Source organism: Streptomyces scabiei 87.22 (assembly GCF_000091305.1).
Classification (GTDB): Bacteria; Actinomycetota; Actinomycetes; order Streptomycetales; family Streptomycetaceae; genus Streptomyces; species Streptomyces scabiei.
In genome coordinates, this window is the sequence record NC_013929.1 from 243,665 (window position 1) to 269,735 (window position 26,071).

Genomic DNA, 26,071 nt, shown 5'->3' on the forward strand with positions numbered 1-26,071 from the left:
GACGGCCTCCCTCGGCTGAGAGCGGGCTCAGCGGGCTCCGCGGATCGTTGACCACGCCGTGCCGGGTCTCCCGGCGGTCACGCCCCGGCCGAGGCGGTCATGCTCGCGGACGGACCACGGGGGCACCGGGCTCCTCCGGGACGACGCGCGGGCTCGGCGGGACATCCGTCGGCTCGACGGGTCCGGGAAGTGCCGAGCCGAGCCAGCCCAGCAGGAAGCCGACCGGAACCGCGACGAGCGCCGGGTTGCGGAAAGGGAACACCGAGAAGTCCAGCTGCGGCAGCAGTGCGGTCGCACTCCCGGAGACCTGGGGCGACAGGCCCACCAGCACCACGGAGGTGAGCAGACCGCCGTAGATGCTCCACGTCGCGCCCCGGGTGGTGAAGCTCTTCCAGAGCATGCTGTACAGCAGGGCGGGAACGATCGCCGACGCGGCCACGGCGAACGCCAGTCCGATGAGGAACGAGACATTGAGGCTGCGCGCGAACACGGCCAGCAGCGTGGCGGTGGTACCGACCGCCACGGCCGCCGCGCGCGCGACGACCAGCTCCTGCTGCCCGGACGCCGTCCCATGAGTGAGGAAGGCGCCGTAGATGTCATGGGCCAGCGAGGTCGCGGCGGCGAGCGTGACGCCCGCGACGACGGCCAGGACGGTGGCGAAGGTCAGACAGGCGACGAACGTGAGCAGGAGCGAGCCACCGATGTGCGCCGCGAGGAGGAGCACCGCCGTGTTGCCGGACGGGCTGTCGCCCGCGATGACCTGTGTGCCGACGAGTGCCGCGCTCCCGAAGCCGAGCACGAGGGCGGCGAGATAGAACACGACCGTCAGCACTGCCGCGTACTGGACCGATCGACGCGCCGCACTGGGCGTGGGCACAGTACTGATCCGCATCAGCAGATGCGGCAGACCGGCGGCTCCGATCAGCAGGGCCAGCTGCTCGCTCAGGGAGTCCAGTTGCGTCGATCCACCGCCGAAGCGGAGCCCCGGCCTCAGGAAAGCGTCGCCGTGGCCGCTTCCCTTGGCGGCCGAGCTCAGCAGCGCACCCGGATCGAAGTCGAACCTGGCCAGGACCAGCAGCGCCAGGGCGACACCGCCACCCACGAGCAGAACCGCCTTGACCGTCTGGACCAGCGTAGCCGCGCGCATCCCTCCCAGGACCACGTAGAGGACCATGAGCGCGCCGAGACCGGCGGACACGGCCCCTTCCATGCCCCGTCCGGCCGAGCCCAGGATGCCCACCGTGAGCGCGCTCGCGCCGACGAGTTGGGCGATCAGGTACAGCAGGCAGACGACGAGGGTCGCGACACCCGCCGCCAGATGCACCGGCCGGGACCGCAGACGCCGCGCCAGGCGGTCACCGATGGTGAACTCGGTAGTGCTGTGGTAGCGCTCCGCCACCAGGAGGAGGATGACGATCCATGAGACGGCCGGCCCCAGCACGGAGAGCGTGCCGTCGTACCCGGTCAGCGCGATCAGGCCGGGGCTGCCCAGCAGGGCGGCCGCGGACATCACGTCCCCGAACAGGGCGACTCCGTTGTGGGCGGGCTTCAGAAGGCCGTCGCTGACGTAGAACTCCGACACCGTCCCCCGCTGAGGTCCGGCCCACATCACCAGGAACAGGGCGCAGACGAGGAAGACGAAGAAGACCGGCAGATCGGCTGTGACGTACGTACCGGTCATGGCTGGTGCTCCAGTCGCTCGTCGGGCGTCACCGGGCTCTCGACGAGAGGGTCGATCGTGGTGCGGCAGTACCGTCCGTACCACTGAAGCCATGCCACGACGGCGGCGAGCTGGACCAGACCGAGGAGGAGGCCCACGTTCAACAGGCCCACGACTCGCGTGGCCATGATGTTCTCGGCCGTCTCTCCCAGGCAGCTGATCAACAGGTACAGGCCGATGACGGGCGCGGCCACGAGGAAAGCCCGGCGGCGCGCGCGCCGTAAGGTGCGGTCCGCACCCACCGTTCGGAAGGCTTCGGCCAGGGTGACACCCGAGCACCAGGGCAGGGAGCGGTCGTAGGGATGGCGGTGAGCCAGGTGGGAGGCGATGTTCAGCGCCCAGTCCCGCCGCTCCTGGACGACGGTCACGGCCTGCCCCACGCCCAGCGACTGCCGATACCAGACGCACAGGTCCGCCACGCTGCCGTACGACCGGTGGCAGTCATGGATCGCCCGGCTCAACTCCTCCTCGGAATACAAGTGTTCGTGGTCGAGATGGCTGAGATACAGGAGGACGGCGACGAGCGGGTCCTGTAAGGAATCCTGGGGCTGCGGAGTTTGTGGTGGCCGGGAGATCGGCTGTGGTCGGCGAGGATCCTGGGGATGCCTCTTGCGCAGGTTCATGAGCGGCTCTTCGCATGGTGGGTGTGGGAACGGGGGACGCCCCACATCACACAGCAATCGCCCGACCACCTCACAGCGCGTGTGCCGCCTCACGGCACATGGACTTGCTGCGAGAAGAAGGGGCCGATCGCGGCTCCGCCCTCGCGGGCGTCGGGTCCTGCCGTCGTCGGGCGAACGGCTTGTCACACACCCTGACGCGGCGGCACTTCTGTCTCCGGCTGCGGCGGGTGCGTGACAGGCCTGGTAGCTCATTGGATCAGGTCGGTGTGCGGATGCTCTGAGGACGCCGGGCAGATGTAGATCTGCATGTTGTCGGTGCTGCCGACTTCGACCTTGGTCGGCTGCGAGGGGCGCTGACCACAGCACTGACCGGTGGCATTGGCGGCGGCCTGGTCCTCGTAAGGAGCCCAGCTGTGCCCCTCGCCGCCGTCCCATTCGCGGGAGGCGATGGTCAGCAGCGGGACCATCCGCACCTCGCAGACAGCGCAGTATCGAGGCTTGGGGTCGGTGCGGCCCCATGGAGGCCAGCCGCCGACCTTCCAGCCGGGCGCGTCGCCCAGATGCTCGTCGTAGAAGTCGCGCGGGTATGTCGCGTAGGAGCTGTTCATGGTGGCGCCGGCCGCCTGCCATCTGCTCCGGTCCTCCACCATCGACCGCGTCTGAGGGCTCAGGTCGAGGCTGTCGGGGTAATCGGTGATCGCTTCCGGTGCCAGCACGCACGGTTCCGGCAGATAGCCCTCCCAGTTGACCTCGTACGGCTCGGGCGGTGTGGCGAGGGTGTCGCCAATCCCGGCGGCGGACCGCCAGAACAGTGCGATCAACGGTTTGTGATCCGGATCGTGGTCGTAGGGGCACCAGAGGACCTGGAGCAGGTCGGCCTGTCCGGGCGGGCGCAGCAGGGGAATGTCGCGCAGATACAGCTGGGCCACGGGCAGCATGGGGACCGGGCAGTCCGCGGGCGGAGGGCCGGCGTCGAGCCGCTCCGCGAGCCTCGCGGCGTTCTGTGCCTTGAGCGCCTCCTCCTCGGGCGTCGTCCCAGGACCACCGTGATCGCCGTGCCACCGAACCCGCATGCGCCTCATGAGCCGCACGTCGGCCGGAGACTCGCGGAACCCGCTGTCCACGTGCAGGTGAGAGGCCTCGCAGTGCGGCCACGGCTCCTCAGCCGGCCACAGCAACGGTCCCCCGACCGAGCTCTCCCCGACCGAAGGCGACCCGGGACGCGGGTGCAGCCGAATCGCAGGACGCGCCAACGGCGCCAGCTCGGGAAAGACCGCGGCCACGTCCACGGGCCGCGGCGGAGTAGTACGCACAAAGACCATGTGGATGATCCTGTCACCAGCCACCGACAGCTCCTGGCCGCCTCAACCAGCTTCGGTGCCAACGGTGTTCAGCTGATCAAGTCCGACGCATGGACCTGGCGGTGATGCTCAGACGTACCGGGGCGTTCGCGTGGTCGCGGTGCCAGACGTCCATTGCAGTCGTCGAACACGACGGTGGAGAGGTGGGGGTGCATGCCGCACCGAGTCCGCTCGCCGACCGCCGGCTGCCGCGCCGCGACCGCGGCCGGAGTCGAGGGCCTCACGGGTGTCGGAGGCTCTGGCGCCCTGGCTCAGACACCAGCCGCACAGGGGGTCGTGTGCAGCCGAACGAGTCCCTATTCCTGTCGGGGTGGCGCCGTTGGTCTGATCGACTGAACGACGCCAGTGGGGGTCGGTGTGCTGGCTCGGCGTGTGTCGGTGAGCGGACGTCAGTGGACGGTGAAGCCGCCGTCGACGGGGAGAGCCGCTCCGATGACGAACCCGGCGCCGTGGCTGCACAGCCACAGGACGGCTGCCGCGACCTCCTCCGCCGTCCCCAGTCGGCCGATGGGCTGTTCCTTGATGATCCCGGCCATGGCTTCGGCCTGGCCTTCGAGCATGTCGGCGACCATCGGGGTGTTGATGACGCCGGGGCACACGGCGTTGATGCGGATACCACGGGGTGCGTACTCGACCGCGGCGCTGCGGGTCAGGCCGATGACGCCGTGCTTGGAGGCGTGGTACGCGGCGCGCTCGGGCAGTCCGACGAGCCCGCCCAGGGAGGAGCAGTTGACGATGGCGCCGCTGCCCTGCTCGCGCATCTGCCGCAGTTCGTGCTTCATCGACGCCCAGACGCCGCGCAGGTTGACGCCGTTGACCCGGTCGAAGTTCTCGGCCGTCTCGTCGGCCGCGTCGGAAGGGTCCACCTGGATGCCGGCGTTGTTGAACGCCATGTCCAGACGGCCGTACTCGCTCACCGCGGTCCGCACCGCCGCCTCCACCTGCTGCTCGTCGGTGACGTCGCAGACGACACCGATCGCCTGCGCGCCGCTGCCGGTGATCTCCTCGGCAGCCCTGTGGACGGTATCGGGGTCGCGGTCGGCCAGCACCACGGCGGCGCCGGAGTCGGCGAAGGCGCGGGCGGCGGCCAGGCCCATGCCGGAGGCGGCGCCGGTGACGAAGGCGACCTGTCCGGAGAAGTCGTAGGTGGGGGTCATGGGAGTCTCCAGTCGAATCGGACATTCCCTCAACGTGCCCGGGATTCTCGAGGCCCCGGGCGAGGGCGAGGGCGAGTCGGTGAGTGGGGGGTCAGGGCTTCAGCGGGGTTTTGACGGCGCGACGCTCGGCCATCGCCCGGTAGCCCTCTGCTGCCCGATCGAGCGAGAGTGAGGGCGAGTTGCCGTGCACCCGCCTCAGTAGGTGTCGTGCTGGGTGTTCTTCGAGGCCATGGCCGGCATGCTGGAGGCACCATCGGCGAGCACGGTATGGCCACGGTCGGCGGACACCATTTCCTGACGGGGCGCGTGATGCCCGCCCGCGTCAGCGGCCGAGTGATGTCAGGCGGTCCGGCCCGGGGTGATCTCGACGGTCGCGGCCTGGGGGCCGGTGGCGACCATGGGAGGCAGGTAGGGGCTGCCGGAGTACTTGTCGCGGTAGGCCGCGTCGATCCGATCCGTGAGGGACGGGTCCGCGGCGGCGAACGTGACCTCGAAAGTGGAGCCGGCGGCGGTGATGCGGCCCGCGCGCTGGTTCATCGCGGACTTGTACCAGCGGGAGTTCGTGCCGTTGTAGGCGCGGACGAAGAGGCGTCCGTCCACCACGACGGACCAGATCCAGGTCAGGGTGCCGTGGGTGACCCCGTCTGCCCGCAATGGAGCGATGCGGAGGTCATCGGTGGCCGCGACACGGGCGATGTCGCCAGAGGACCAGGCGGTCATCTGTTCGGGTGTCCTTTCGTCGGACGGTGGATCGCGACAGGGTCAGGGCTTCAGCAGGGTTTTGATGGCGCGGCGCTCGTCCATCGCCTTGTAGCCCTCGGCGGCCTCATCGAGCGGCAGGGTCAGGTCGAAGACCTTGCCCGGGTCGATCGTGCGGTCCCAGATGAGCCGGATCAGCTCGGGCAGGAAGCGGCGCACCGGAGCGGGGCCGCCGTGCAGGTGTACCTCGGCGAAGAACAGTTCCTCGCCCGGCAGCTCCACCCCGTGGGCCACGCCCACGTATCCGACGTGTCCGCCGGGGCGGGCGGAGCGGATGGCCTGCATCATCGACTCCTGGGTGCCGACGGCCTCGATCACGCTGTGGGCGCCGTATCCGCCGGTCAGCTCCTTGATCCTGGCCACGCCCTCGTCGCCGCGCTCTTCGACGATGTCGGTGGCGCCGAACTCGCGGGCGAGCTTCTGCCGGGACGCGTGCCGCGACATCGCGATGATCCGCTCCGCGCCCAGCTGCTTCGCGGCCAGAATGGCGAGCAGGCCCACGGCACCGTCACCGACCACGGCCACAGTCCTGCCCGGCCCCACCTCGGCGGCCACGGCCCCGAACCAGCCCGTGCCGAGCACATCGGAAGCGGCCAGCAGCGAGGGAATCAGGTCCTCGTCCGGCATGGCGGGGGTGGCGACGAGGGTGCCGTCGGCGAGCGGCACCCGCAGGTATTCCGCCTGGGCCCCGCCGGCGCCGACGAACTCGACGTGCGCGCATCGCGACTGGTAGCCGGCCTCGCAGATCTCGCAGGTGTTGTCCGAGGCCATGAACGAACCGACGACGAAGTCGCCGACTCCGATGTTCTTCACCTCGTCGCCGATCTCGGTGACCACGCCGACGTACTCGTGCCCGATCGGGGTCGGCTGCTTCACCTCGTTGATGCCGCGGTAGTCCCACAGGTCCGAACCGCACACGCAGGCGGCCGACACCCGGATGATCGCATCCGTCTGTGCGACGATCGTGGGGTTCTCGCGCTCTTCCACCCGGACGTCGCCCGGGGCATGAATGACAGCTCCACGCATGTGCAGATTCCTTTTCACACGGATTTACTGGGGTGCCTTGCCACCATCCCTCGCCCCACGGGGGCCTGCCAGGCACTCTCAGGGACCCCCTTGTGGGAAGCAGACGTCCTAGCGTGGGAGCCATGGAGTTTCAGCAGGAGATCCGGGGCTTCCTCATGAGCCGCCGGGCGAGGATCACCCCCGAGCAGGCCGGGCTGCCCTTCGTCGGAGGCAACCGTCGTGTCGAGGGGCTGCGCCGGGAGGAGGTCGCGATGCTCGCCGGCCTCAGCGTCGAGTACTACACCCGTCTGGAGCGCGGCCGGCTCGGTGGAGCGTCGGAGAGTGTCCTCGATGCGATCGCCCGTACGCTGCAACTCGACGACGACGAGCGTGCCCACCTCTACGACCTGGCCCGCAACGTCGCGCCCGGCGCACCCCGCAGGCGCCCCAGGCCCACCTCGCCCATCACCGCGTCGGTGCAGCAGGTCCTCGCCTCCATGAGCGTGCCCGCCGTGGTGCAGAACGGCCGCCTCGACCTTCTCGCGGCCAACGACCTGGGCCGCGCCCTGTACGCCGATCTGTTCCCCGCGGGCAAGCAGCCACCGAACTTCGCCCGGTACGTGTTCCTCGACCCGCGTGCCGAAGCCTTCTACGACGACATCGACCAGGCGAAGAACCTGCTGGTCGCGATCCTGCGCGCGACCGCCGGGCGCGACCCGCTGGACAAGCAGGTGAGCGAACTCATCGGCGAGCTCTCCGTCCGCAGCACCGATTTCGGCACCCGCTGGGCCAAGCACAACGTGCGCCGCCACTCACGCGGCCGCAAGGTCGTCCACCACCGGGCCGTGGGCACGCTGGAACTCGTCTACGACGACTTCGCACTGCCCGGCGACCCGCACGTCACCATCACCACCTGGACCGCGGCCCCCGGTACGCCCAGCGCCGACTGCCTCACCCTGCTGGCGACCTGGGCGGAGACTCAGAAGCAGGCACAGAAGCAGGCACAGGCCATGGACGCAGTACACGAGTCTTCGACCACGAGCCGGGCCGACACGTCTGAGCACCGTGACGGCGACGGCCGATAGCGCCTTCACCGGCAGCTTCCAGTCGGCAGCCGTGAGCGTCGAACACCTTGTCGTGGCTTCAGGATGTGGGTGGACGGCGTTGGCTGGTGCCGGGTCGTGTCACGTGGGTCTGGTTGCTGCGAGGCTGGCCAGGAGCTTGAGTCGGTCTTCGGAGGTGCTGCCGGGTTCGGCGGTGTAGAGCGTCAGGTCGTGCATGGCCCGGTGGGACAGGGGCAGGTCCAGGGACTGGTAGGTCAGCTCCAGGTCACCGACCTCGGGGTGCCACAGGCGTTTGATGCCGTCGTGGCGGATGCGGACCTCATGGGCGGCCCATCGGTGGCGGAAGTCGGGGCTGAGGGTGGACAGTTCGCCGATGAGTTCGCGCAGGGCCCGGTCGTGGGGCTCGCGTCCGGCTTCCGCGCGCAGCAGCGCGGCGGTGGCGGAGGCGGCGGCGTCCCAGTCGACGAAGAACTGCTGCGAGCCGGGGTCGAGGAAGATGTAGCGGGCGACGTTGGGCCGGCCGTGCTTGTCGGTGGTCTCGCTTTCGAAGACCGGCGCGTGCAGGGCCCGGGCCAGCGCGTTGCCGGCGACGATGTCCTGGCGGCCGTTGCGTACGAACGCGGAGGACATCGTCATGGAGTCGAGCAGCCACTGGACGCGGGGCGGGACCGCGACATCCCTGCGGCGTGACGGCGGGCGGCGGGCGGGCCGGGCGGCGCGGGCCAGGTCGAACAGGTAGGTGCGTTCGTCGTCGTCCAGCTCCAGGGCCTGGGCGACCGCGGCGAGCACGTCCTCGGAGACGCCGTTGATGTGGCCTTTCTCCAGGCGGGTGTACCACTCGGTGCTCACTCCGGCCAGCACGGCGACCTCCTCGCGCCGCAGGCCGGGCACCCGGCGTCGGCCGCTGGTGGGCAGTCCCGCCTGTTCAGGGGTGATCTTCGCGCGGCGGCTGGCGAGGAAGTCGCGGATCTCGGTGCGGTGGTCGGAGCGGTCGTCGGGGAGCGGTTCCATGCCTTTCACGGTAGCGATCGGCTCGCAAAGAGGGAGGTTGAGTCTGTCCCCCCTATAAACGCAGCCTTCCTCAAGGGTGGAGCGGCTTGTTCTCTGGGTGACGTACCCCGATCGCAACCCCACGGAGATGAACCTTGAGTACGCGAGGAGCAACCCTCCACGCTCCGGCCGAGGCGGTACGGGCCGAAAACGGTCAGCCCCCGTCCACCTGGCTTCCGCTGGTCGTCCACGTGCTCGCACTGGGCACGTTCCTGATGGGCACCACGGAGTTCGTCGTGGCCGGCCTGCTGCCCGAGATCGCGGGCGACCTGCAGGTCAGCGTCGCCCGGACCGGCCTGATGATCACCGTCTTCGCCGTCGGGATGATCGTCGGCGCGCCGCTGACGGCGATGCTCACGCTGCGGTTGCCCACCCGACTGACGCTGATGCTCGCCCTGGCCGTCTTCGCCCTCGGGCATGTGATCGTCGCCGTCGGCTCCGGCCTCACGATGCTGCTGGCGGCACGGTTCCTGACGGCGATCGCCACGGGGGCGTTCTGGGCCGTGGCCAACGTGGCCGCCACCCGTGCCGCCGGCCCTGCCGCCGGCGCCCGCGCCCTGGGCCTGGTCGGGGCAGGGGCCATGCTCGCCAACGTCGTGGGCGTGCCGCTGGGCGCGTTCGCCGGACAGCTCATGGGCTGGCGCGGACCGTTCTGGGCTCTCGCAGCCCTCGCGGCCGCGGCCGTCCCTCTGATCGCCCGCACCGTCCCGCAGGACGGTCCGGCCCAGCGGGTGGGATCGATCCGCTCCGAGCTGACCGCGCTGCGCTCCGGCCGCCTGTGGCTCGTGCTGGCCGCCTGCGCCACCACGACCGGCGGTGTCCTGGCCGCGTACTCCTACATCGCACCGTTGCTGACCGACCGGGCCGGGCTCGCCGCCGGGCTGGTGCCGCTGGTCCTCGTCGGCTTCGGCCTCGGCGCCCTCGCCGGTTCGCTGGTCGGGGGCAGGCTGGGCGACCGCCGCCCGCACCTGGTCACCGTCGCCGCCGCCGCGGGCGCCACGCTCCTCCTCCTGGCGATCGTTCTGTCGGCCGGCTCCGCCCCCGCCACCATCGTCCTGGTCACCCTGCTGGGCTTCTTCGGCCTCGGCGCCAACCCGGTCCTGATGGCCCTGGCTGTCCGTTACGCCGGCCAGGCACCCACCCTGGCCTCGGCCCTGACCGTCTCGGCGTTCAACCTCGGCACCGCCATCGGCTCCTGGTTCGCCGGCCTGGCCCTGGAACGCGCCGGCACCACCGGCCCCACCGTGGTCGGCGCCGCCATCGCCGCCCTGACCCTGATCCCCACCATCGCCCTCGCCCTGCGACAGCACCAGCGTGCCGGTTCACCCGGCACGAGCGTCCGGTATGCGGCCCCCGTCCCTGCCGACCAGGCTTGAACCGTCACGCCCGCTCTGACCAGCAGTTCCCCGAAACAGCACCGCCCCGAAACAGCACCTGGAGAACACATCATGCGCGCAACCCTCCTGTACGGCGCCGGCGACGTCCGCGTCGAGGACGTCCCCGACTCCGTCATCAAGCTGCCCACCGACGCCCTGGTCCGCATCACCGCCTCCTGTGTCTGCGGCAGCGATCTGTGGCCCTACGCCTCGGCGAAGCCCGAGGACGGTCCCGCGCGGATGGGGCACGAGTTCATCGGCATCGTCGAGGACACCGGCACCGAGGTCACCACCGTCAAGCGCGGCGACCTGGTCGTCGCCCCCTTCGCGATCTCCGACAACACCTGCGCGTTCTGCCGCGAGGGCCTGCACACCTCTTGCGCCCACGCCCAGGCCAACTTCTGGGACGGCGAGGCGGAGGAGGGCGGTCAGGCCGAGGCGGTCCGTGTCCCGCTCGCCGACGGCACCCTCGTCAAGCTCCCCGTCGCCGCCGACTCCGCCCTGATCCCGTCCCTGCTGACGCTCTCGGACGTGTTCGGCACCGGCTACCACGCCGCCGTCGCGGGCGGGGTCAGCGAGCGGACGCGGGTCACCGTGATCGGTGACGGCGCGGTCGGCCTGCTGGGCGTGCTGTCGGCCAAGCGGCTGGGCGCCGAGCAGATCATCCTCATGGGCCGTCATCAGGCGCGTACCGACCTCGGGCGGGAGTTCGGCGCCACCGACGTCGTCTCCGCACGGGGCGAGGAAGGCATCGCCCGGGCGCGGGAGCTCACCGGCGGAGAGGGCACGCACGTGGTCCTGGAGTGCGTCGGCAACATGCCCGCCTACGAACAGGCCGTCGGCATCGTCCGCCCGGGCGGCGTGATCAGCCGGGTCGGCGTCCCGCAGTACGAGGAGGCCCCGATCGGCTTCGGCAGCCTCTTCCGCCACAACATCCGGCTGGCCGGCGGTCCCGCGCCGGTGCGCGCCTACATCGAGGAACTGCTGCCCGACATCCTCAGCGGGGCCATCGAGCCCGGCAAGGTCTTCGACGTCACCACTGGCCTCGACGGCGTCCCGGCCGGCTACCAGGACATGGCCGACCGCAAGAGCCTCAAGGTCCTCATCAACCCCTGACCCGACCCCGTACCGGCACGGCAGCAGCACGACGTCTTCGACGAGGACGAAGGCGGCACCCGCCCCCGTGCGACGGACAAGAACAGGTACGGCATCACCATCGCCGCTGTCCTGCCCGCCCGTCGCCGGGCGTGACCACGGCTGCTTCCCGGACATGCGGGTGCCACCGGCGCCCCCGCAGCGCCCACCTCACTCGAATCCACAAGACGCGGTCAGGCGCAGCCCCGCCCACTCCCCGGCCGCCAGGCGGATCAGCGCACCTCTTCTCTGACCGCCCCGGGGCCGGTCGTCACGTACAGCGTCTTGATCAATCCAGTGGTTGAAGCAAGGAGAAGTAACTGATGAGCACTGGCGATTTCCCTCGCGGGCGCTGGCACGGCCACTGGATTGCGGCGGAGCTGCCCGAGTTCGCGGTTGACCCGACCAGTGTGGGGGGCGACCTCCTGCCGGCTGGGTTCTCGAGGGCGCAGTTCCGTCGGACTTTCGACCTGGAGACCGCCTCGGGCGTCCCGGACAGGGCGCCCCTGCGAGTGTCAGCGGACTCGCGGTACCTCCTGTGGGTCAACGGTGTTGAGGTGGGACGGGGACTGATCCGCTGCCAGCCGCGGCGGCTGCGCTACGACGAGTACGACATCGCCGGGCTGTTGCGCCCGGGCCGCAACGTGATCGCCGTACTGGTGACGTACTACGGCCATGCGAACTCGTTCTGGCAGCCCGCCGCATCCAGCGGTGTGATGGGCCGGGACGCCCAGTTGGCAACCGGCACGGGGGTTGGGGCCGGGAAAGGCTTGCGGGCCGGCTCCACGGCGGAGCTGCTTCCTGCGGGTGGGTAGCGGCACTCACGAGGGCAGCGGTGTGAGTGTCAGCGCCTCGGCCGGAAGAAACGGGGCCGGCACCGGCGGCGCGGCAGGCCGAAGCTGAAGCTCAGCGTCGGCTGCCGCGCCGGAGGGATCAAGGTCTCCAAGGCCGTGCTGGACAACTACGGCTTTCACGGCCGGGTTTGAGCCGACCGTGCGTCTCGCGGAGGACGTGCATGCCCCCGCCTCCGCTCGACGACCTCGATCCCTACGAGCGCCTCCTCCACCCCGCGCCGCCTCCCGTCGCCGATTCGCTCCGGCTCGGACACGCCGCACGAGACCCCTGCCCGAGGCGGTCCACAGGTGGGCCGTCTACGCCACGGTCAGCAGGAGAGACGGCGCAGGCGGGGCCAGCTCTCCTCGCCGATCACACCGTCCTCGTCCAGGTTGCCGTTGCAGGCGTCGTTGTAGATCTCCTGGAACTTCTTCGCCGCTGCCTTGGAGTTGCGCCCGAAGATGCCGTCGACCGTCCCCGGGTTGTAGCCGTGGTACTTCAGGATGCACTGCGCTTCCTTGCCGGCGGCGGTCACCTGCGAGGTGGAGGGGATGACGGTGTTGCCGTTGTAGTAACCGGCGGAGAGCCGGCCGGTGGAGCTCATGTTGACGTCGCACGGGAAGACCGTGGCCGCGGCGGTGCCGGCTGCGACGGCGACGCCCCCGGTGGCCGTGCCACCCATCAGGGTGAGGGAGGCGAGCATGATCGCGGTGCGTTTGCGGGCTGCGCTGAGTGCCATGGGGGACCCCCGGAGAAGGTGTGGTCTGGATATCGGTCGTGCTCGACCGGACGGCCCGGGTGAACCCTGCCGGCCGCTCGAACGAGAGCCATGGTGGAGGGTCGGGCTCCTTACCGGCCACAGAATCCGCCGGGTTGGGACAGCACGGGACGCATCTCGCTCTGACCTGCTGGGACGTCATGCGGAACGATGCTGTGGCGGGACGTGGGGGTGGTGTGAAGGCGCGAGGGACGAGAGAGGTGGGGAACGTGTGCTCGCAACGTTCGTATCTCCGTACGCTTGGCCACGCTGAGGCCGCGCACGAAGGAATACGCGAAGGAGGTGGGGCATGCGGCGTTGGAAGGCGCTGCCCGAGTCGTTGGATCCGCGGATCCGGCAACTTGTGGTGCAGCTGCGACAGTTGAAGGACCACAGCGGTCTGAGTCTGGCCGCACTGGCGAGCAGGACCTCGTACAGCAAGTCGTCGTGGGAGCGTTTCCTCAACGGGAAGGCGGTGCCGCCCCGCACCGCCGTCGAGGCCATGGCGGACGCGTGCGGCGGTGATCGGATCAACCTGACGGCGCTGTGGGAGGTGGCCACGTCCGCTGTCGTACCGGACGCCGCGCCGCCGGGTGCACAGGAGCAGCCGGGGCCGGAGGCGGTGCGCGAGGAGGAGCGGTCCTCGGAACCAGAGCGGCCGTATGAGAGGGCGTCCCCGAGCGAGCGGAAAGGCTCCCGTCGGCCCCTGCCCAGGGGGCCGCTGGCCATGGCCTCGGCGACCGCCGTCGTGGTGGCATGTGCCGTGGCGGCCCTGGTGGCCGCACGCCCCTGGGAGTCGACGGCGGAGCCGGGCGAGCAGGGCAGGAGCACGAGCGTCCCGACGTCCACGTACTCCGCACGGACGTTCCCCTGCTACTTCACGGTGCGCGACGGCCTTCTGTACGCCGGGCACAGCACGACCCTGGCCGACGAGTACGGCGTCGGAACCACCGTCGAAGCGGTCGCGGAGGTGCAGTGCCTGGTCAAGAAGCACGGCTTCGACCCGAAGGGGATCGACGCCTCGTTCGGGCCCAACACCAAGGCCGCGGTCCAGAGGTTCCAGCGATCCCGTGGGCTCGAGGACGACGGCATCGTCGGTCCGATGACCTGGCGCGAACTCAGGAAGCCGAGTGGCTGAGGGTACTCGGCCCGAGCCGAGCCGCACTTCGGGGCCGGCCGCGCCCGAGGTCCGCCACCTGCTGGAGCGGCTGCGGGAGGCCAAGCACGGCACCGGTCTGAGCTTCGCCGCGCTGGCTGCCAGGACTTCGTACAGCAAGTCGTCGTGGGAGCGCTATCTCAACGGCAGGACGCTGCCGCCCCGCGACGCGGTGGAGACGCTCGCGAAGCTGAGCGGTACGGACCCGGCGAGGCTGCTGGCACTGTGGCGGCTCGCCGACCGTGCCTGGAGCGGACGGGACGCGCGCGACACCGCGGCAGCAGGGGAGGCCGCGGGACAGAAAACCAGACGCGAAGGCACGGTGGACTCTCCGGCGAGGGCGGACGTCCGGGCCGGCACGCCGCCGCTCGCCCCGAGGGCACAGAACCCCAACCGCAGGGCCGTGGTGGCCGCGATGGCGGGAGCCGCTCTGGCCGCCGCGCTGGGCGCGGGGAGCTGGGCCACCTGGGCCTGGACGTACGGCGACGGGCGTGAGGAGGCGGCGCCTCGGCTGAGCACAGGCCCGTGCCGAGGTGAGAGCTGCACGGGCCGCAACTCCGAACAGAGGGACACGGACTGCTGGACGGACGCGGGCTCGCGTGCGCGGCGGGAGATCGCCGGCCGGGTCGTGGAGCTGCGGGTCAGCCTGATGTGCCGGGCGTCATGGGGCCGGATCACCGAACCGCGGCGCGGGGACCGGGTATGGGTCGAGACCACCGACGGGCAGCACCAGTCGGGGCAGGTCGCCGTACCGAACCGCGCCATCTACACCCTGATGATCGGCATCGAGCGGCCGTCCGACGCGCGGGCGTGTTTCGAGTTGGCCGGTGGACGGTCCGGCTGTACTGCCTGGGGGCGTTGAGCGGGTCGGGCCGAGTCCCGCGGGTCTGCGACTTGCCACAACCCTCGTTGCCGACCTGGCTCCGCCGTGGAAGGCGGGACGGGGCGGGAAAGGACCACAACCATGCGCCGCCTTCGTGCGTCTCAGTCGTGACCAACGCCCTCCGGGGCGAAGCAAGTAAGGGGAAACCTTGATCCACCGTACGAGATCCAGAACCTACGCCGCTGCCGTGGGCGCGCTCGTCATGGCCGCAACCGTGCCGCTGCTGACGCCGACGGCCGCCCACGCCGCGAACGCCTGCCACCGCAACAACAACATCCTCGTGACAGCCGAGGTCAAAACCCACTATCCCGTGACCCTTCACGGCGCGACCATCAAGCTGTACAGCGAGCGGAGGAACGGAGCGGCGTTCTTCCAGACGGTCGGCGCACGAGCCGGGGACGTCATCTCCATCCACCGGACCCACAGAGTCGCCACGGGAAGTGCCGAGCACTACTGGTGGAACAACTCTCAGGCGGGCTCCTACGACTACTGCGAGACGACAGCCTCCCGCGACGGCTTCGTCCAGACCGAACGGATCGACGGGGCACACCACGGTGTGCGGGCCTGCCTGCGGCGCAACGGCAACCAGCAGTGCGCCGGCTGGTGGTACGCCGACAACGACGACGACTCCGGCGACATCACGTAAGGCCGTCGTCTTCCCCGTACCTGGTTTCGTCGAGGTGCTCAGCGAACGCTCCGGTGCAAGCAGTGACGCGCTGCACGGAGCATCCCTGCCGTCGTTCACACGCACCTGACCCCCCTGGTGCGGCACACCACGCGGGGATGTTGTGTGTGCCGCACCGGCCCGGTCAGGCGCCGGGCAGCACGCCGGTACGGGCGACCTCGGCGTACCAGCGGGCGCTGGCCTTGGGGATGCGGGTGCCGGTCGGGTAGTCGACGTACACGGCTCCGAAGCGCTTGCTGTAGCCGTGGCCCCACTCGAAGTTGTCCAGCAGGGACCACAGGAAGTAGCCGCGCACGTCCGAACCGTCCAGGATCGCCTGGTGGACGGCGGCCAGGTGCCCGCGCACGTAGGCGATGCGGGCGGGGTCGTTGACCTGGCCGGCCGGGTCGGCGTAGTCGTCGAAGGCGGCACCGTTCTCGGTGATGACCAGCGGCAGCCCGGGGAAGTCGACGGAGAGGCGGCGCAGGAGGTCGTACAGCCCGCTGGGGTCGACGGCCCAGCCCATCGCGGTGGTCTCGCCGGGCGGCTGATGAAAGGCGACCCGGTCGGCGGCCGGCCAGGGGCTGTCGGCGCTGTTGCCGTGTCCGTCGGAGGTGTGGGTACCGCTGCCGTCGGCCTCGGAGACCAGGGTGGGGCTGTAGTAGTTGACGCCCAGGAAGTCCAGCGGCTGGTGGATGGTGCGCAGGTCGCCGTCCTGGACGAAGGACCAGTCGGTCAGCTCTGCGGTGTCCTTGAGCAGGTCCTCCGGGTAGGCGCCGTTCAGCATCGGCCCGGTGAAGACCCGGTTGGCGAGGGCGTCGATCCGGCGGACCGCGTCGGCGTCACCGTCCGAGTCGGTGAGCGGGCGCACATGGTGGATGTTGAGCGTGACCGAGACCTGGGCGTCGGCGCGCAGGCGGTCGCGCAGTGCCTGGACGGCCAGGCCGTGGCCCAGGTTGAGGTGGTGGGCGGCGCGCAGGGCGGCGACCGGGTCGGTGCGGCCGGGGGCGTGCACGCCCGAGCCGTAGCCCAGGAAGGAACTGCACCAGGGCTCGTTGAGCGTGGTCCAGGTCTTCACCCGGTCGCCGAGGGCGTCCGCCGCGAGGGCCGCGTACTCGGCGAACCGCTCCGCCGTGGCCCGTTCGGGCCAGCCGCCCGCGTCCTCCAGTTCCTGGGGCAGGTCCCAGTGGTAGAGGGTCGCGACGGGCTGGATGTTCTTCTCCAGCAGCGCGTCGGCCAGCCGCCGGTAGAAGTCCAGACCCTTCTGCACGGCCGGGCCCCGGCCGGTGGGCTGGATCCGGGGCCAGGCGAGGGAGAAACGGTAGGCGCCCAGACCGAGTTCGGCCATCAGGGCGACGTCCTCGTTCCAGCGGTGGTAGTGGTCGGTGGCGATGTCACCGGTGTCGCCGTTACGGACCCGGCCGGGGGTGCGGGCGTAGGTGTCCCAGATGGACGGCGTACGGCCGTCCTCCGCAGCGGCCCCCTCGATCTGGTACGAGGCGGTCGCGGAGCCCCAGAGGAAACCCCGGGGGAAGGTGCGTGCGGCGTCCGGGGCGGACCGGCTCTGCTGTGCTGCGGTGACCACGTAAGTCCTTTCGAGGGGGATGGTGGTGTGCGCGGGTGCGGTGGGTGGCACCCGGCGCACGATAGGCGCGACGGGTTACGGGGCGCGCCGGGCCGGGCGAGGGGGCGGGGCTCGGCTGTGCGGGGGCGGTGGGGGCGGGTCAGCCCTTGACGGCGCCCGCCATGATGCCGCTGACGATCTGCCGGCCGAAGACGATGAACATCGCCAGCAGCGGCAGGGTGCCCAGCAGCGCGCCGGCCATGATCAGTGACTGGTCACGGACGTAGCCCGCGCTGAGCTGGGTGAGGGCGACGGGGACGGTCGGGTTGGTCATGTCGAGGACCACGAAGGGCCAGAAGAAGTCGTTCCAGGCGTGCACGAACGTGATCATGAACAGGACGGCCATCGCGGGCCGGGCGACGGGCAGCACGATGCTCCAGAAGATCCGCAGCGAGTGCGCCCCGTCCACGCGTCCGGCCTCGACGAGTTCGTCCGGCAGCGCCTCCGACAGGTACTGCCGCATGAAGAACACCCCCACCGCGCTCACCAGCGTCGGGAAGATGACGGCGGGCAGCTGCTGGGACCAGCCCAGCTCGGCCATCATCATGAACAGCGGTACGACACCGAGCTGCGGCGGCACCAGCATCGTGCCGATCACCAGCATGAGCAGCCCGTTGCGGCCCTTGAACCGCAGCTTGGCGAAGGCGAACCCGGCGAGCGTGGCGAACATGACCGTGGACAGGGCGATCACCCCGGCCACGATGAGGCTGTTGACCATGGCCTTGCCCATCGCCGCCTCGTCCCAGGCCCGGGCGAGGTTGCTGAACAGGTTCGGCCCGGGCAGGAAGGGCGGCGGCGTCTGGCTGACCCGGGTGTTGTCGGTGGAGGCCGCCACCATCGTCCAGTACAGCGGGAAGATCGACAGCAGCGCCATCACGGCGAGCAGCACATAGGCGAGCGGGCCGGCGTGGTGCTGGCGGCCCGCTCGCTGGCGCAGCAGCCGGCCACCGCGGCCGGCCGGCTTCCGGGAGGTGCGGACCGCGCTGGTGGTCCGGGCCGGGAGACTCTGAGTGGTCATGGTGACTCCAGGTCAGGACGTGCCGGAGCGCAGGCGCTTGACGAGGCGCTGCACGAGGAAGACGAGGACGAGCAGCAGGAACATCGCCCAGGCGACGGTGGCCGAGCGGCCCATCTGGTAGTTCTTCCAGCCCTCCTCGTACAGCAGCAGGCCCAGGGTCTGGTACTGGTTGTCCGCGCCGCCGGTGATGCCGTTCGGACCCTGTCCGAAGATCAGCGGTTCGCCGAACAGCTGGGTGGCGCCGATCGTGGAGAGCACGATGGTGAAGACGATGGTGGAGCGGATCCCGGGCACCGTGACGTGGGTGAACTGCTTCCAGCGGGAGGCGCCGTCCAGGGAGGCCGCCTCGTACCGGTCGGCGGGGATGGCCTGCATGGCGGCCAGGTACAGCAGCGCGTTGTAGCCGGTCCAGCGCCAGATGACGATGGTGGAGATCGCGATCTGGGCGGGCCACTTGCCGCCCTCCCAGTCCAGGGGGTCGATCCCCACCGTGCCGAGCGCCCAGTTGATCATGCCGAAGTCACGCTCGAAGAGCATCGTGAAGACGAGGGCGGCGGCGGCGACCGAGGTGGCGTAGGGGACCAGGGAGGCGACGCGGAAGAACAGCGAGGCGCGCATACGGTAGTTGAGCAGGTGCGCCAGCCCCAGGGCCATCAGCAGTTGCGGCACCGTGGAGAGGACACCGATGGTGATCGTGTTCTGGAGCGCGTTCCAGAACCGGGAATCGCCCCACAGCTCCACGTAGTTGTCGAAGGCCACCCACTGCATGACGTCGAGGGTGGCGAGTTCCACGTCGTGCAGCGAGATCCACGACGTGTAGATCAGGGGGTAGAAGCTGAACGCGGCGAAGACCACGAAGAACGGCGCGACGAACGCGTACGGGGCGCCCTTGAGATCGAGGCGGTGCAGGAGCGCGCCGCGCCGCCGGGCCGGGCCCTTGTCCGGGGAGTGCCCGGCGGGGGCCGTGGTGGTGGAGGTGGCCACCGGAAGATCCTTCCTGAGAGCGGATGGGTGAGCCTGCCGTCCGGGCCCGCCGCCGAAAGGCGGGCCCGGACGGCCGCGGCCGGACGGACGGGGGTCAGCCGACCGCCTTCTCGATGCGCTCGCCGGTGGTCTTCCATGCCTTGTCCCGTGCGGTGCCCTGCTGCTCGATCAGGGTGAGGCCCTGGGAGAAGGTGTCCTTGATCGTGCCGTCCTTACGGCCGAGGACCTGCTTGTCCGGTATCTCCTGGGCGGCGGCGCCGAAGATCTGGCCGATCGGCGCGTCACTGAAGTACGCCGACTTGGCGTTCTTCACGTCGGCGCTCTCCAGTGCCTCGCGTGAGGAGGGGATGTTGCCGATCTCCTTGAAGATGTGGGCCTGCTGCTCCGGCGCGGTCAGCCAGGCGACGAGCTTCTGGGCCTCCTTCTTCACCGGGCTCTGCTCGATCACGCCGAGGAAGGACCCGCCCCAGTTGGCGCCCTTGGGTGCCTTGGCCACGTCCCACTTGCCCTTGTTCGCTGCACCGGCCTTCTCGCTGATGTGGCTGAGCATCCAGGCGGGGCACACGGCCGTGGCGAAAGTGCCGTTGGCGAGACCGGGGTCCCAACCGGGCTGGAACTGGCGCAGCTTGGCCGTCAGACCGCCCTCCGCGGCGTCTGCGGCAAGGTTCCACGCCTCCTTGACGGCGGGGTTGGAGTCGTAGATCAACTCGCCCTTCTCGTCGTAGTACTGCTCGGGGTAGCCGTAGACCATCGCGTTGAACAGGCCGCTGGCCGCGTCCATGTAGGCGACCTTGTCACCCTTGAAATCCTTCTTGAAGGTGCGGCCGACCTCGACGTACTTCTTCCAGTCGCCCGCCCAGAGCGCCGCGACCTCGTCGCGGTCGGTGGGCAGGCCCGCCTTCTCGAAGTAGTCCTTGCGGTAGCAGACGGCCATCGGGCCGATGTCGGTGCCCAGGCCCAGCACCTTGCCGTCCGCGGTGCTGATCTGGGACTCCTTCCACGGCAGGAAGTGGTCGGTGCCCGACGTCCCGGCGAAGTCGGCGAACTTGGAGGCCTGGGTCTCGGTGATCTCCTTGGCACGCCCGATCTCGATGCCCTGGATGTCCTTCAGGCCCTTGCCGGCGGCGAGCCTGGTCTGCAACGCGGTGTAGTAGGTCTGCTCGTCACCGGCGATCTCGGCCTTGATGTCGACCCCGGGGTTCTCCTTCTCGTACTGCTCGAGAAGGCCCGTCTCCTTGATGCCCATCACCCCGAACAGGCCCATGGTGATGGTGACCTTGCCGTCCTTCTTGCCCCCACCGGTGACCGAGTCGTCGCTGCCGCTGCAACCGACGACAAGCGTCAGCGCACCGACGGCCGCGACCGTCGCCATCGCCTTTCTGTGCGACCAACCGAACGTGCCCATGGATCTCCTCCCAGCGGCGGCGCCGGCACATCGGAGTGACGAGTTCTGCGATGGCTACAGCGATGCCGGACAGCGGCTCTGACAAATCATGGTGGGAACGTGCCCAATTTGGAGTGGGCACGTTCCCACCGCGCATCGAAGACTCGTCGGAGCAGTGCGGGTCTGTCAATGACTTGAACGCAACTCGTCCCGGGGCCGCGGCTTGTGCGGTCGGCACCGCGGCGCCCCGGGGTGCCGTGCCGAGGGCCAGGTCTGCAAGAATTGCCGCAGGTCACCTCCGCGGCAGGCACCGCCGCGCGACGCCGAGGGGGAAGCGCATGTCCGGCAACCGCCGCCCAACGATCAAAACGGTCGCCGCCCGCGCCGGTGTGGGCCGCACCACCGTCTCCCGTGTGGTGAACGGCTCCGACCTCGTCAGCGCCGACGCCCGCGCCCGGGTCCTCGCAGCGATCAAGGAACTCAAATACGTGCCCAACTCGGTCGCCCGGGGCCTGGTCACCAACCGCACCGACGCCGTGGCCCTGGTGATCCCGGAATCCGAGAGCCGGCTGGGATCGGAACCCTTCTTCGCCGCGCTCATCCGCGGTGTCAGCGGCGCCCTCGCCGACAGCCGCACCCAGTTGCAGCTGATGCTCGTCCGCGACCAGGCCGAACGCGATCAGCTGACCGAATCGGTGGCGACCCGCCGTGTGGACGGCGTGCTCCTGGTCTCCGTGCACTCCACGGACCGACTGCCCGGCATGCTCGAGGAGATGGGCCTGCCCACCGTGCTCGCGGGCCGCCGCGACGCCGGCGAACAGCTGAGTTACGTGAACGCCGACAACGCCGGAGGCGCCGCCGCGGCGGTCCGGCACCTGCTCGAACGCGGCCGGCGGCGCGTGGCCACCATCACCGGCCCCTTGGACATGGACGTCAGCCGCAACCGGCTCGCCGGCTGGCACACCGCACACCACGAGGCGAACCTTTCCGCGAGCGAGCTGCTCGTCGAGGAAGGAGACTTCACGGAGGAGAGCGGCGTTCGCGCGATGCGTTCGCTTCTTGAACGCGCCCCTGACCTCGACGCGGTCTTCGCCGCCTCGGACCTCATGGCCGTCGGCGCCCTCACCGAACTGAAGCGGCAGAAGCGGCAGGTGCCGCGCGATGTCGCCGTCGCAGGCTTCGAGGACTCCGTCCTCGCCCGCCACACCAGCCCGCCACTGACCACGGTGCGCCAGCCCGTCGAGGAACTCGGTCGCACGATGGCCCGCATCCTCACCGACATCACCCAGCACGGCGCGCCACGGCGACAGGTCACGCTGCCGACCGAGCTGGTGGTGCGCGAGTCCACGTGACGGACCCGCGTTCAGCGCGGCACGCCCCGCGGGGCGGCCCACGGGCCTGGCGCGCCTTCGGTCACCGTCGGCCCCGGCGGGAGCCCCTCGCTCCGGCCCGATGAGGGGTCAGATCGTGACACTTCCTATCTCTGAGAAGGCAGTTGGGTGTGGAGACAGGCATGGCAGTATCGCGGCCATGCCCCTCAGCGTTCCCCGGCTCCGGATCGGCTCGACCGAGATCATCGCGCTCACCGACGGCGAGGGCCCGTTCTTCTCCCCGCGTGCCGAGGCTTTCCCCGAGGCCACGGCCGCTCAGTGGGCCGAGGCCGACCGATACGACCCGGGCGCGGTTGACGCGGAGGGCCGCTGGTGGCTCCAGTTCCGCGCGTACGCGATCCGCGGCGACAAGGGGATCACCCTCGTGGACGCCGGGATCGGTCCGGCGGACAGCCCGGCCGGCTCGTGGGCGCCCGTGCCCGGTACGCTCCCCGCATCGCTCGCCGCCGCGGGCATCGACCCGGCGGAGGTCGACACCGTGGTGCTGACGCATCTGCACACCGACCACGTCGGGTGGGCGGTCGTCACCGAGGCGGCCGCTCCATCAGCGGACGGCGTTATGGACGGCACCGCTTCGACCGGCAGTGCGCCCGGTGGCCGCCGCCCCTATTTCCCGAACGCCGAGTACCTGCTCCAGCGGACCGAGTTCGACGCCCTCGACGCGCTCAACCCGCAACTTCGCGAGGCGCTCACCGACCCGCTCGCGGCCGCCGGTCGGCTCCGGCTCCTCGACGGGGACACGCCGCTGCGCGCCGGGCGCGCGGTCGCCACGCCCGGTCACACGCCCGGGCACCAGAGCGTGCTGGTCGCCGATGGGCGCGAGCTGGCGCTCATCACCGGGGACCTCTTGGTGCACGCGCTTCAGCTGCTCAACGTCGAGCTCGCCTATGCGCACGAGAACGACCCTGAGGCGGCGAGGCACTCAAGGAAACGCATGCTCAGCCGCGAAACCGCCACCACGCTGCACCTGGCGACGCCGCATCTGACGGAGCCGTTCATCTTGGTGTGATCGCGGCCGTTCGGCGCCGGGTCGGACCGCTAGGACATACAACGCCGACACGCACGCCGCACGAATGTCCTCAGTGGGTGGTCAGCCCGAAGAGGAGGATGCACAGCGCCCAACAAAGGACGACGACAGCGGCGCCTGCTACGTGGACGCCCACGGTGCGGGTGCGGCCGGGCTGGAGCCAGAAGGCCAGGGCCCGGTTCACCAAAGGCATGAGCAGCCAGGTGAGAATACTGACGCTCAGTACGTTTCCGAAGAACAGCGCGAGATATCCGGGTACGCCAACGACATCGAACCCATGACCCACCGTCAGATTCAACACCATGACCGTGGGGTACAGCGCCAGCACGACAGTCATGGCCTGTTTCCAGTTGGGCGGGATCTCTTCCGTGCCCGCGCCCTCACCGAAACGGAACCAGCCGCTGAAAGCAGATCCGACCTTGCGTACGTCGTAGGCGGAGAAATACTCACGGCCCTCGCGCAGCAGCCGTTCCCGGACATCAGAATCCAGCCAAGCATCGAGATGCTCACGGGTATCGTATCTAAAAACAACGACCCAATGATCTTGGATTCCCTTCACCGGTCTGAACAATTCATTCCCCATGAATCCCGGAAACTTTTCCTGCGCCTTCAGTACCTTAGTCTGCCAGTGCTCGAAATCCTCCTCCTTGCCTTGTCGCACATCGTGCGAGATGACCGCCGTAACCCCTTCCTCACGGTCGGGAACCGCGGGCTCACTGCCGGCCAGGACCTCCTGTCTCGGGGAGCCCTCCAGTAGCGGACGGCCCTCGGTGAGGAGCTCTTCGCGGGTTGTCGAGTCCAACCACGCGGTGAGTTGGTCCATGTCGCTGAAGCGGAACACCACCACCCACTGGCGCTCCTCACCGGAGCCCGGGGGACCGGGGGGATAGGTCTCCGTGCCCGCGAATCCGTCGAAGTGCCGCACGACCTGGTTCATTTTCTCCTGCCAGCGGCGGTATTCGTCGTCAAGGCCTTCCCGGACTTTCTGGGAGGTCACAACGGTCGCGCTGCCGCTTGCACCTTCACTCATACGGCGTAGCCTAGTTCACAGGGAATCCAAGGGCCACTTGACGAATCAGGGCGCGCCTCGACGGGATTCCCGATCGGAGGTTCCGGCATGGGCACGAGCGTTCTCCCTGACACGCGACACAAGGACTTTATGACGGAAGCGGTCCGACTGGCCACCGAATCTGTGAACGGGGGCTGGGGCGGTCCTTTTGGTGCGGTGATCATCCGTGATGGCGAAATCATCTCCCGCGGACAGAATCGCGTCCTCCTCACGGGTGACCCGACTGCTCATGCCGAAGTGGAGGCAATTCGCAAGGCAGTCCAGCGCCTCAACCCCGAAGCACCTTCCATTTCCGAAGAGCACCAGAACGAGAGCACGCTCGCGTACGTGTCCCGCCCAGAGGGGTCACCAGATCCCGTGCCGGAGCGAGCCCGGATGCTCATGGGCTGCTCGATCTACATCAGCGGGGCCCCATGCCCGATGTGCATGAGCGCCATCTACTGGTCGCGCATCGATGCGGTGTACTTCGCCTCCGACCTGGACGCGACCAGGACGATCGGCTTCGACGACTCCTTCCAGTACGAGGACTTCCAGAAGCCTCTTGACCAGCGAAGGATCCACGTCGAGCAGATCTACCCGGAGTTGGGCGCCAAGGCCTACGCGTCCTGGACCAACAAGGGCAACAGGCACCCGTACTGACCGGGCACCGCGCACTCCGACTGCCGGCGCACGAGTTGGTGCGCGATAGCGGGTGAGGCCATATGCCTGGCCGGCGGCATGATCAAACTGTGGCGATTCATGATGCGTCACATTCAGCGGACAATCGAAGGGGCGTGGGCCGTTCACGCCGGCCGAGCTGACACGCAAATCCCATCCATCGACCCGGTGAATGACACCCCGCCGACGGCAAATCCGCCCGGCCTGCGGGGAGGAAGACGTCATCTGCGTCAGGCAGATGACGTCTTCTACTCGTCTGGAACACAACCTCGACTATCCAAGTCCGGATCGCGTCTCATCAAACATCAGGCATGCAGTTTAGGGAATTGCCACAGCGGGCTGGAGCATACGAGTCCGGCAGGCCACCGTAAGATCTCCGAGGAGGTGTCTGTGAGCAACAAAAAGATCGCTGATGCTACCACTCCCCCGCTCTCCGTCCGCCGGTTGGACACGGACACCTGGGCCGCCTTCGCCCAGCTGATCGAGGCGAACAACGGCGTGAGGGGCGGCTGCTGGTGCATGAGTTTTCACGTCAAGGTCGGCAAGGGACGCACTCCCCAGCACAACCGGACCGAGAAAGAACAGCGGGTCCGTGAGAGCCGGACCCATGCCTCGCTCGTCTTCGCAGGCGACGACTGTCTGGGCTGGTGCCAGTTCGGTTCACCGGCCGAGCTACCGGAGATCAAGAGAGAGCGGAGATACGAGAAGGACCTCACGGTCCTACCGGACTGGCGCATCACCTGCTTCTTCACCGGAAAGGGTCTGCGCAAGCGCGGTGTCGCGCATGCAGCCCTCGAAGGAGCGCTGACTCAGATCAGCCGCAACGGCGGTGGCACGGTCGAGGGCTATCCCGAAGAGACCCACGGCCGTACGCTATCGGGATCCTTCCTCCACACCGGTCCCATGGCTGTCTTCGAGAACCACGGCTTCACACGGACCAGGCCGATCTCTCCGCACCGCTGGGTGGTCACCCTCACTGTCGATCCGGCTTGAGGCGGCCTTTTCCTCTGTGGTCTGACTTCGGGCGGCAGCTTTGACCAGCTCATCGACTGGCTCAGTGGCGAGTAGCGGACTCGGAAGCCTGCCATGGCTGCCTCGGTGGCGAGCGCTGTCAGCAGATGCGATGCCCGTGCCGGAGTCACGAATCAGGCAGGGCGGCAAGCCCTTCTTGCCCCACTCGCACGTCGTCAGGGTGTGGACGACCGCGGCTCGACGTGCCCGTCGGTCTTGAAGTCGAAGGACCGCAGCGAATTCTCCCGAGAGAACTGCGCTGCCTTGAGACGTCGTTCGGAACGGCGACGGGCCCGATCGTCGCACTCAGCCCTCAGCAGCTCGGCAAGAAATCCGCGATACATAGCGTGCGGCCTCGCCGGT

General features: G+C 69.3%; 24 protein-coding genes and 1 pseudogene. 11 read left to right on the forward strand and 14 right to left on the reverse strand.

Annotation, left to right across the window (positions count from 1 at the left end):
* Positions 1–97: 97 nt before the first annotated feature.
* The 6 genes from SCAB_RS01005 to SCAB_RS01030 form a co-directional block, all read right to left on the reverse strand.
* Positions 98–1,681 carry a sodium/solute symporter gene (locus SCAB_RS01005; protein WP_012998177.1) on the reverse strand — a complete coding sequence of 528 codons (1,584 nt, stop codon included), beginning with the start codon at positions 1,679–1,681 and terminating at the stop codon, positions 98–100.
* Positions 1,678–2,343 (reverse strand): DUF485 domain-containing protein, encoded by a 666-nt coding sequence (locus SCAB_RS01010; RefSeq protein ID WP_012998178.1) that lies wholly within the window; start codon positions 2,341–2,343, stop codon positions 1,678–1,680. The genes SCAB_RS01005 and SCAB_RS01010 overlap by 4 nt, the downstream gene beginning before the upstream one ends.
* Positions 2,344–2,591: 248 nt before the next feature.
* Positions 2,592–3,665 carry a hypothetical protein gene (locus tag SCAB_RS01015; protein ID WP_041670279.1) on the reverse strand — a complete coding sequence of 358 codons (1,074 nt, stop codon included), beginning with the start codon at positions 3,663–3,665 and terminating at the stop codon, positions 2,592–2,594.
* 428 nt (positions 3,666–4,093) lie between these two features.
* Positions 4,094–4,861, reverse strand: coding sequence for a glucose 1-dehydrogenase (locus tag SCAB_RS01020; RefSeq protein ID WP_012998180.1), 768 nt, complete (start codon positions 4,859–4,861; stop codon positions 4,094–4,096).
* A gap of 339 nt (positions 4,862–5,200) precedes the next feature.
* Positions 5,201–5,581, reverse strand: coding sequence for a DUF2255 family protein (locus SCAB_RS01025; RefSeq protein ID WP_012998181.1), 381 nt, complete (start codon positions 5,579–5,581; stop codon positions 5,201–5,203).
* A gap of 42 nt (positions 5,582–5,623) precedes the next feature.
* A complete protein-coding gene (locus SCAB_RS01030; RefSeq protein ID WP_041668791.1) occupies positions 5,624–6,646 on the reverse strand; it encodes a zinc-dependent alcohol dehydrogenase family protein in 1,023 nt (340 codons plus the stop codon).
* A gap of 122 nt (positions 6,647–6,768) precedes the next feature.
* Between SCAB_RS01030 and SCAB_RS01035 the strand changes: the two genes are divergently transcribed.
* Positions 6,769–7,710: a helix-turn-helix transcriptional regulator gene (locus SCAB_RS01035; RefSeq protein ID WP_012998183.1), complete on the forward strand. Its 942-nt coding sequence runs from the start codon at positions 6,769–6,771 to the stop codon at positions 7,708–7,710.
* 99 nt (positions 7,711–7,809) lie between these two features.
* Here SCAB_RS01035 and SCAB_RS01040 read toward each other — a convergent pair whose 3' ends face one another.
* Positions 7,810–8,700, reverse strand: coding sequence for a helix-turn-helix transcriptional regulator (locus SCAB_RS01040; protein ID WP_041668792.1), 891 nt, complete (start codon positions 8,698–8,700; stop codon positions 7,810–7,812).
* A gap of 134 nt (positions 8,701–8,834) precedes the next feature.
* Between SCAB_RS01040 and SCAB_RS01045 the strand changes: the two genes are divergently transcribed.
* The 3 genes from SCAB_RS01045 (at position 8,835) to SCAB_RS47935 (ending at position 12,064) form a co-directional block, all read left to right on the forward strand.
* Complete coding sequence (locus SCAB_RS01045) at positions 8,835–10,115, forward strand: MFS transporter (protein ID WP_231884877.1); 1,281 nt, start codon at positions 8,835–8,837, stop codon at positions 10,113–10,115.
* A 72-nt stretch (positions 10,116–10,187) separates the two neighbouring features.
* Complete coding sequence (locus SCAB_RS01050; RefSeq protein ID WP_012998186.1) at positions 10,188–11,231, forward strand: zinc-dependent alcohol dehydrogenase family protein; 1,044 nt, start codon at positions 10,188–10,190, stop codon at positions 11,229–11,231.
* 575 nt (positions 11,232–11,806) lie between these two features.
* A complete protein-coding gene (locus SCAB_RS47935; RefSeq protein ID WP_193789214.1) occupies positions 11,807–12,064 on the forward strand; it encodes a hypothetical protein in 258 nt (85 codons plus the stop codon).
* A 347-nt stretch (positions 12,065–12,411) separates the two neighbouring features.
* On the opposite strand, the gene SCAB_RS01060 is transcribed toward SCAB_RS47935, so the two are convergent.
* On the reverse strand, positions 12,412–12,822 hold the full coding sequence (locus SCAB_RS01060; RefSeq protein WP_012998188.1) for a peptidoglycan-binding domain-containing protein: 411 nt from the start codon (positions 12,820–12,822) through the stop codon (positions 12,412–12,414).
* A 328-nt stretch (positions 12,823–13,150) separates the two neighbouring features.
* Here SCAB_RS01060 and SCAB_RS01065 point away from each other — a divergent pair, with 328 nt between their 5' ends.
* The 3 genes from SCAB_RS01065 to SCAB_RS01075 all read left to right on the forward strand — a co-directional run bounded on the left by SCAB_RS01065 (position 13,151) and on the right by SCAB_RS01075 (position 15,525).
* The gene (locus SCAB_RS01065; protein WP_012998189.1) at positions 13,151–13,978 is read left to right on the forward strand and encodes a helix-turn-helix domain-containing protein; all 828 of its coding nucleotides are present in this window, start codon (positions 13,151–13,153) and stop codon (positions 13,976–13,978) included.
* Positions 13,971–14,858 (forward strand): helix-turn-helix domain-containing protein, encoded by an 888-nt coding sequence (locus SCAB_RS01070; protein WP_012998190.1) that lies wholly within the window; start codon positions 13,971–13,973, stop codon positions 14,856–14,858. The genes SCAB_RS01065 and SCAB_RS01070 overlap by 8 nt, the downstream gene beginning before the upstream one ends.
* 208 nt (positions 14,859–15,066) lie before the next feature.
* Positions 15,067–15,525 carry a hypothetical protein gene (locus SCAB_RS01075; protein WP_037723619.1) on the forward strand — a complete coding sequence of 153 codons (459 nt, stop codon included), beginning with the start codon at positions 15,067–15,069 and terminating at the stop codon, positions 15,523–15,525.
* A 163-nt stretch (positions 15,526–15,688) separates the two neighbouring features.
* Here SCAB_RS01075 and SCAB_RS01080 read toward each other — a convergent pair whose 3' ends face one another.
* The 4 genes from SCAB_RS01080 to SCAB_RS01095 form a co-directional block, all read right to left on the reverse strand.
* Positions 15,689–17,128: a GH1 family beta-glucosidase gene (locus SCAB_RS01080; protein ID WP_037723617.1), complete on the reverse strand. Its 1,440-nt coding sequence runs from the start codon at positions 17,126–17,128 to the stop codon at positions 15,689–15,691.
* Between the two features lie 139 nt (positions 17,129–17,267).
* Positions 17,268–18,185 (reverse strand): carbohydrate ABC transporter permease, encoded by a 918-nt coding sequence (locus SCAB_RS01085; protein WP_012998193.1) that lies wholly within the window; start codon positions 18,183–18,185, stop codon positions 17,268–17,270.
* Positions 18,186–18,197: 12 nt separating this feature from the next.
* Positions 18,198–19,169 carry a carbohydrate ABC transporter permease gene (locus tag SCAB_RS01090; RefSeq protein ID WP_012998194.1) on the reverse strand — a complete coding sequence of 324 codons (972 nt, stop codon included), beginning with the start codon at positions 19,167–19,169 and terminating at the stop codon, positions 18,198–18,200.
* Positions 19,170–19,263: 94 nt separating this feature from the next.
* Entirely contained in the window at positions 19,264–20,574 is a 1,311-nt protein-coding gene (locus tag SCAB_RS01095) for an ABC transporter substrate-binding protein (RefSeq protein WP_037723613.1), read from the reverse strand.
* Positions 20,575–20,891: 317 nt separating this feature from the next.
* Here SCAB_RS01095 and SCAB_RS01100 point away from each other — a divergent pair, with 317 nt between their 5' ends.
* Both SCAB_RS01100 and SCAB_RS01105 read left to right on the forward strand, forming a co-directional pair.
* Positions 20,892–21,905, forward strand: coding sequence for a LacI family DNA-binding transcriptional regulator (locus SCAB_RS01100; RefSeq protein ID WP_012998196.1), 1,014 nt, complete (start codon positions 20,892–20,894; stop codon positions 21,903–21,905).
* A gap of 178 nt (positions 21,906–22,083) precedes the next feature.
* On the forward strand, positions 22,084–22,953 hold the full coding sequence (locus SCAB_RS01105) for an MBL fold metallo-hydrolase (RefSeq protein WP_012998197.1): 870 nt from the start codon (positions 22,084–22,086) through the stop codon (positions 22,951–22,953).
* 70 nt (positions 22,954–23,023) lie between these two features.
* On the opposite strand, the gene SCAB_RS01110 is transcribed toward SCAB_RS01105, so the two are convergent.
* Positions 23,024–24,001: an antibiotic biosynthesis monooxygenase gene (locus SCAB_RS01110; RefSeq protein ID WP_012998198.1), complete on the reverse strand. Its 978-nt coding sequence runs from the start codon at positions 23,999–24,001 to the stop codon at positions 23,024–23,026.
* A gap of 87 nt (positions 24,002–24,088) precedes the next feature.
* On the opposite strand from SCAB_RS01110, the gene SCAB_RS48955 reads away from it, so the two are divergent.
* The gene (locus SCAB_RS48955; protein WP_041668794.1) at positions 24,089–24,679 is read left to right on the forward strand and encodes a nucleoside deaminase; all 591 of its coding nucleotides are present in this window, start codon (positions 24,089–24,091) and stop codon (positions 24,677–24,679) included.
* Between the two features lie 462 nt (positions 24,680–25,141).
* Positions 25,142–25,690 carry a GNAT family N-acetyltransferase gene (locus SCAB_RS01120; protein ID WP_231884878.1) on the forward strand — a complete coding sequence of 183 codons (549 nt, stop codon included), beginning with the start codon at positions 25,142–25,144 and terminating at the stop codon, positions 25,688–25,690.
* Here the strand turns inward: SCAB_RS01120 and SCAB_RS48185 are convergent.
* Positions 25,676–26,067: pseudogene (locus tag SCAB_RS48185) on the reverse strand (ATP-binding protein); the annotation flags it as partial. The gene SCAB_RS01120 and the pseudogene SCAB_RS48185 sit on opposite strands and share 15 nt — an antisense overlap.
* Positions 26,068–26,071 lie beyond the last annotated feature (4 nt).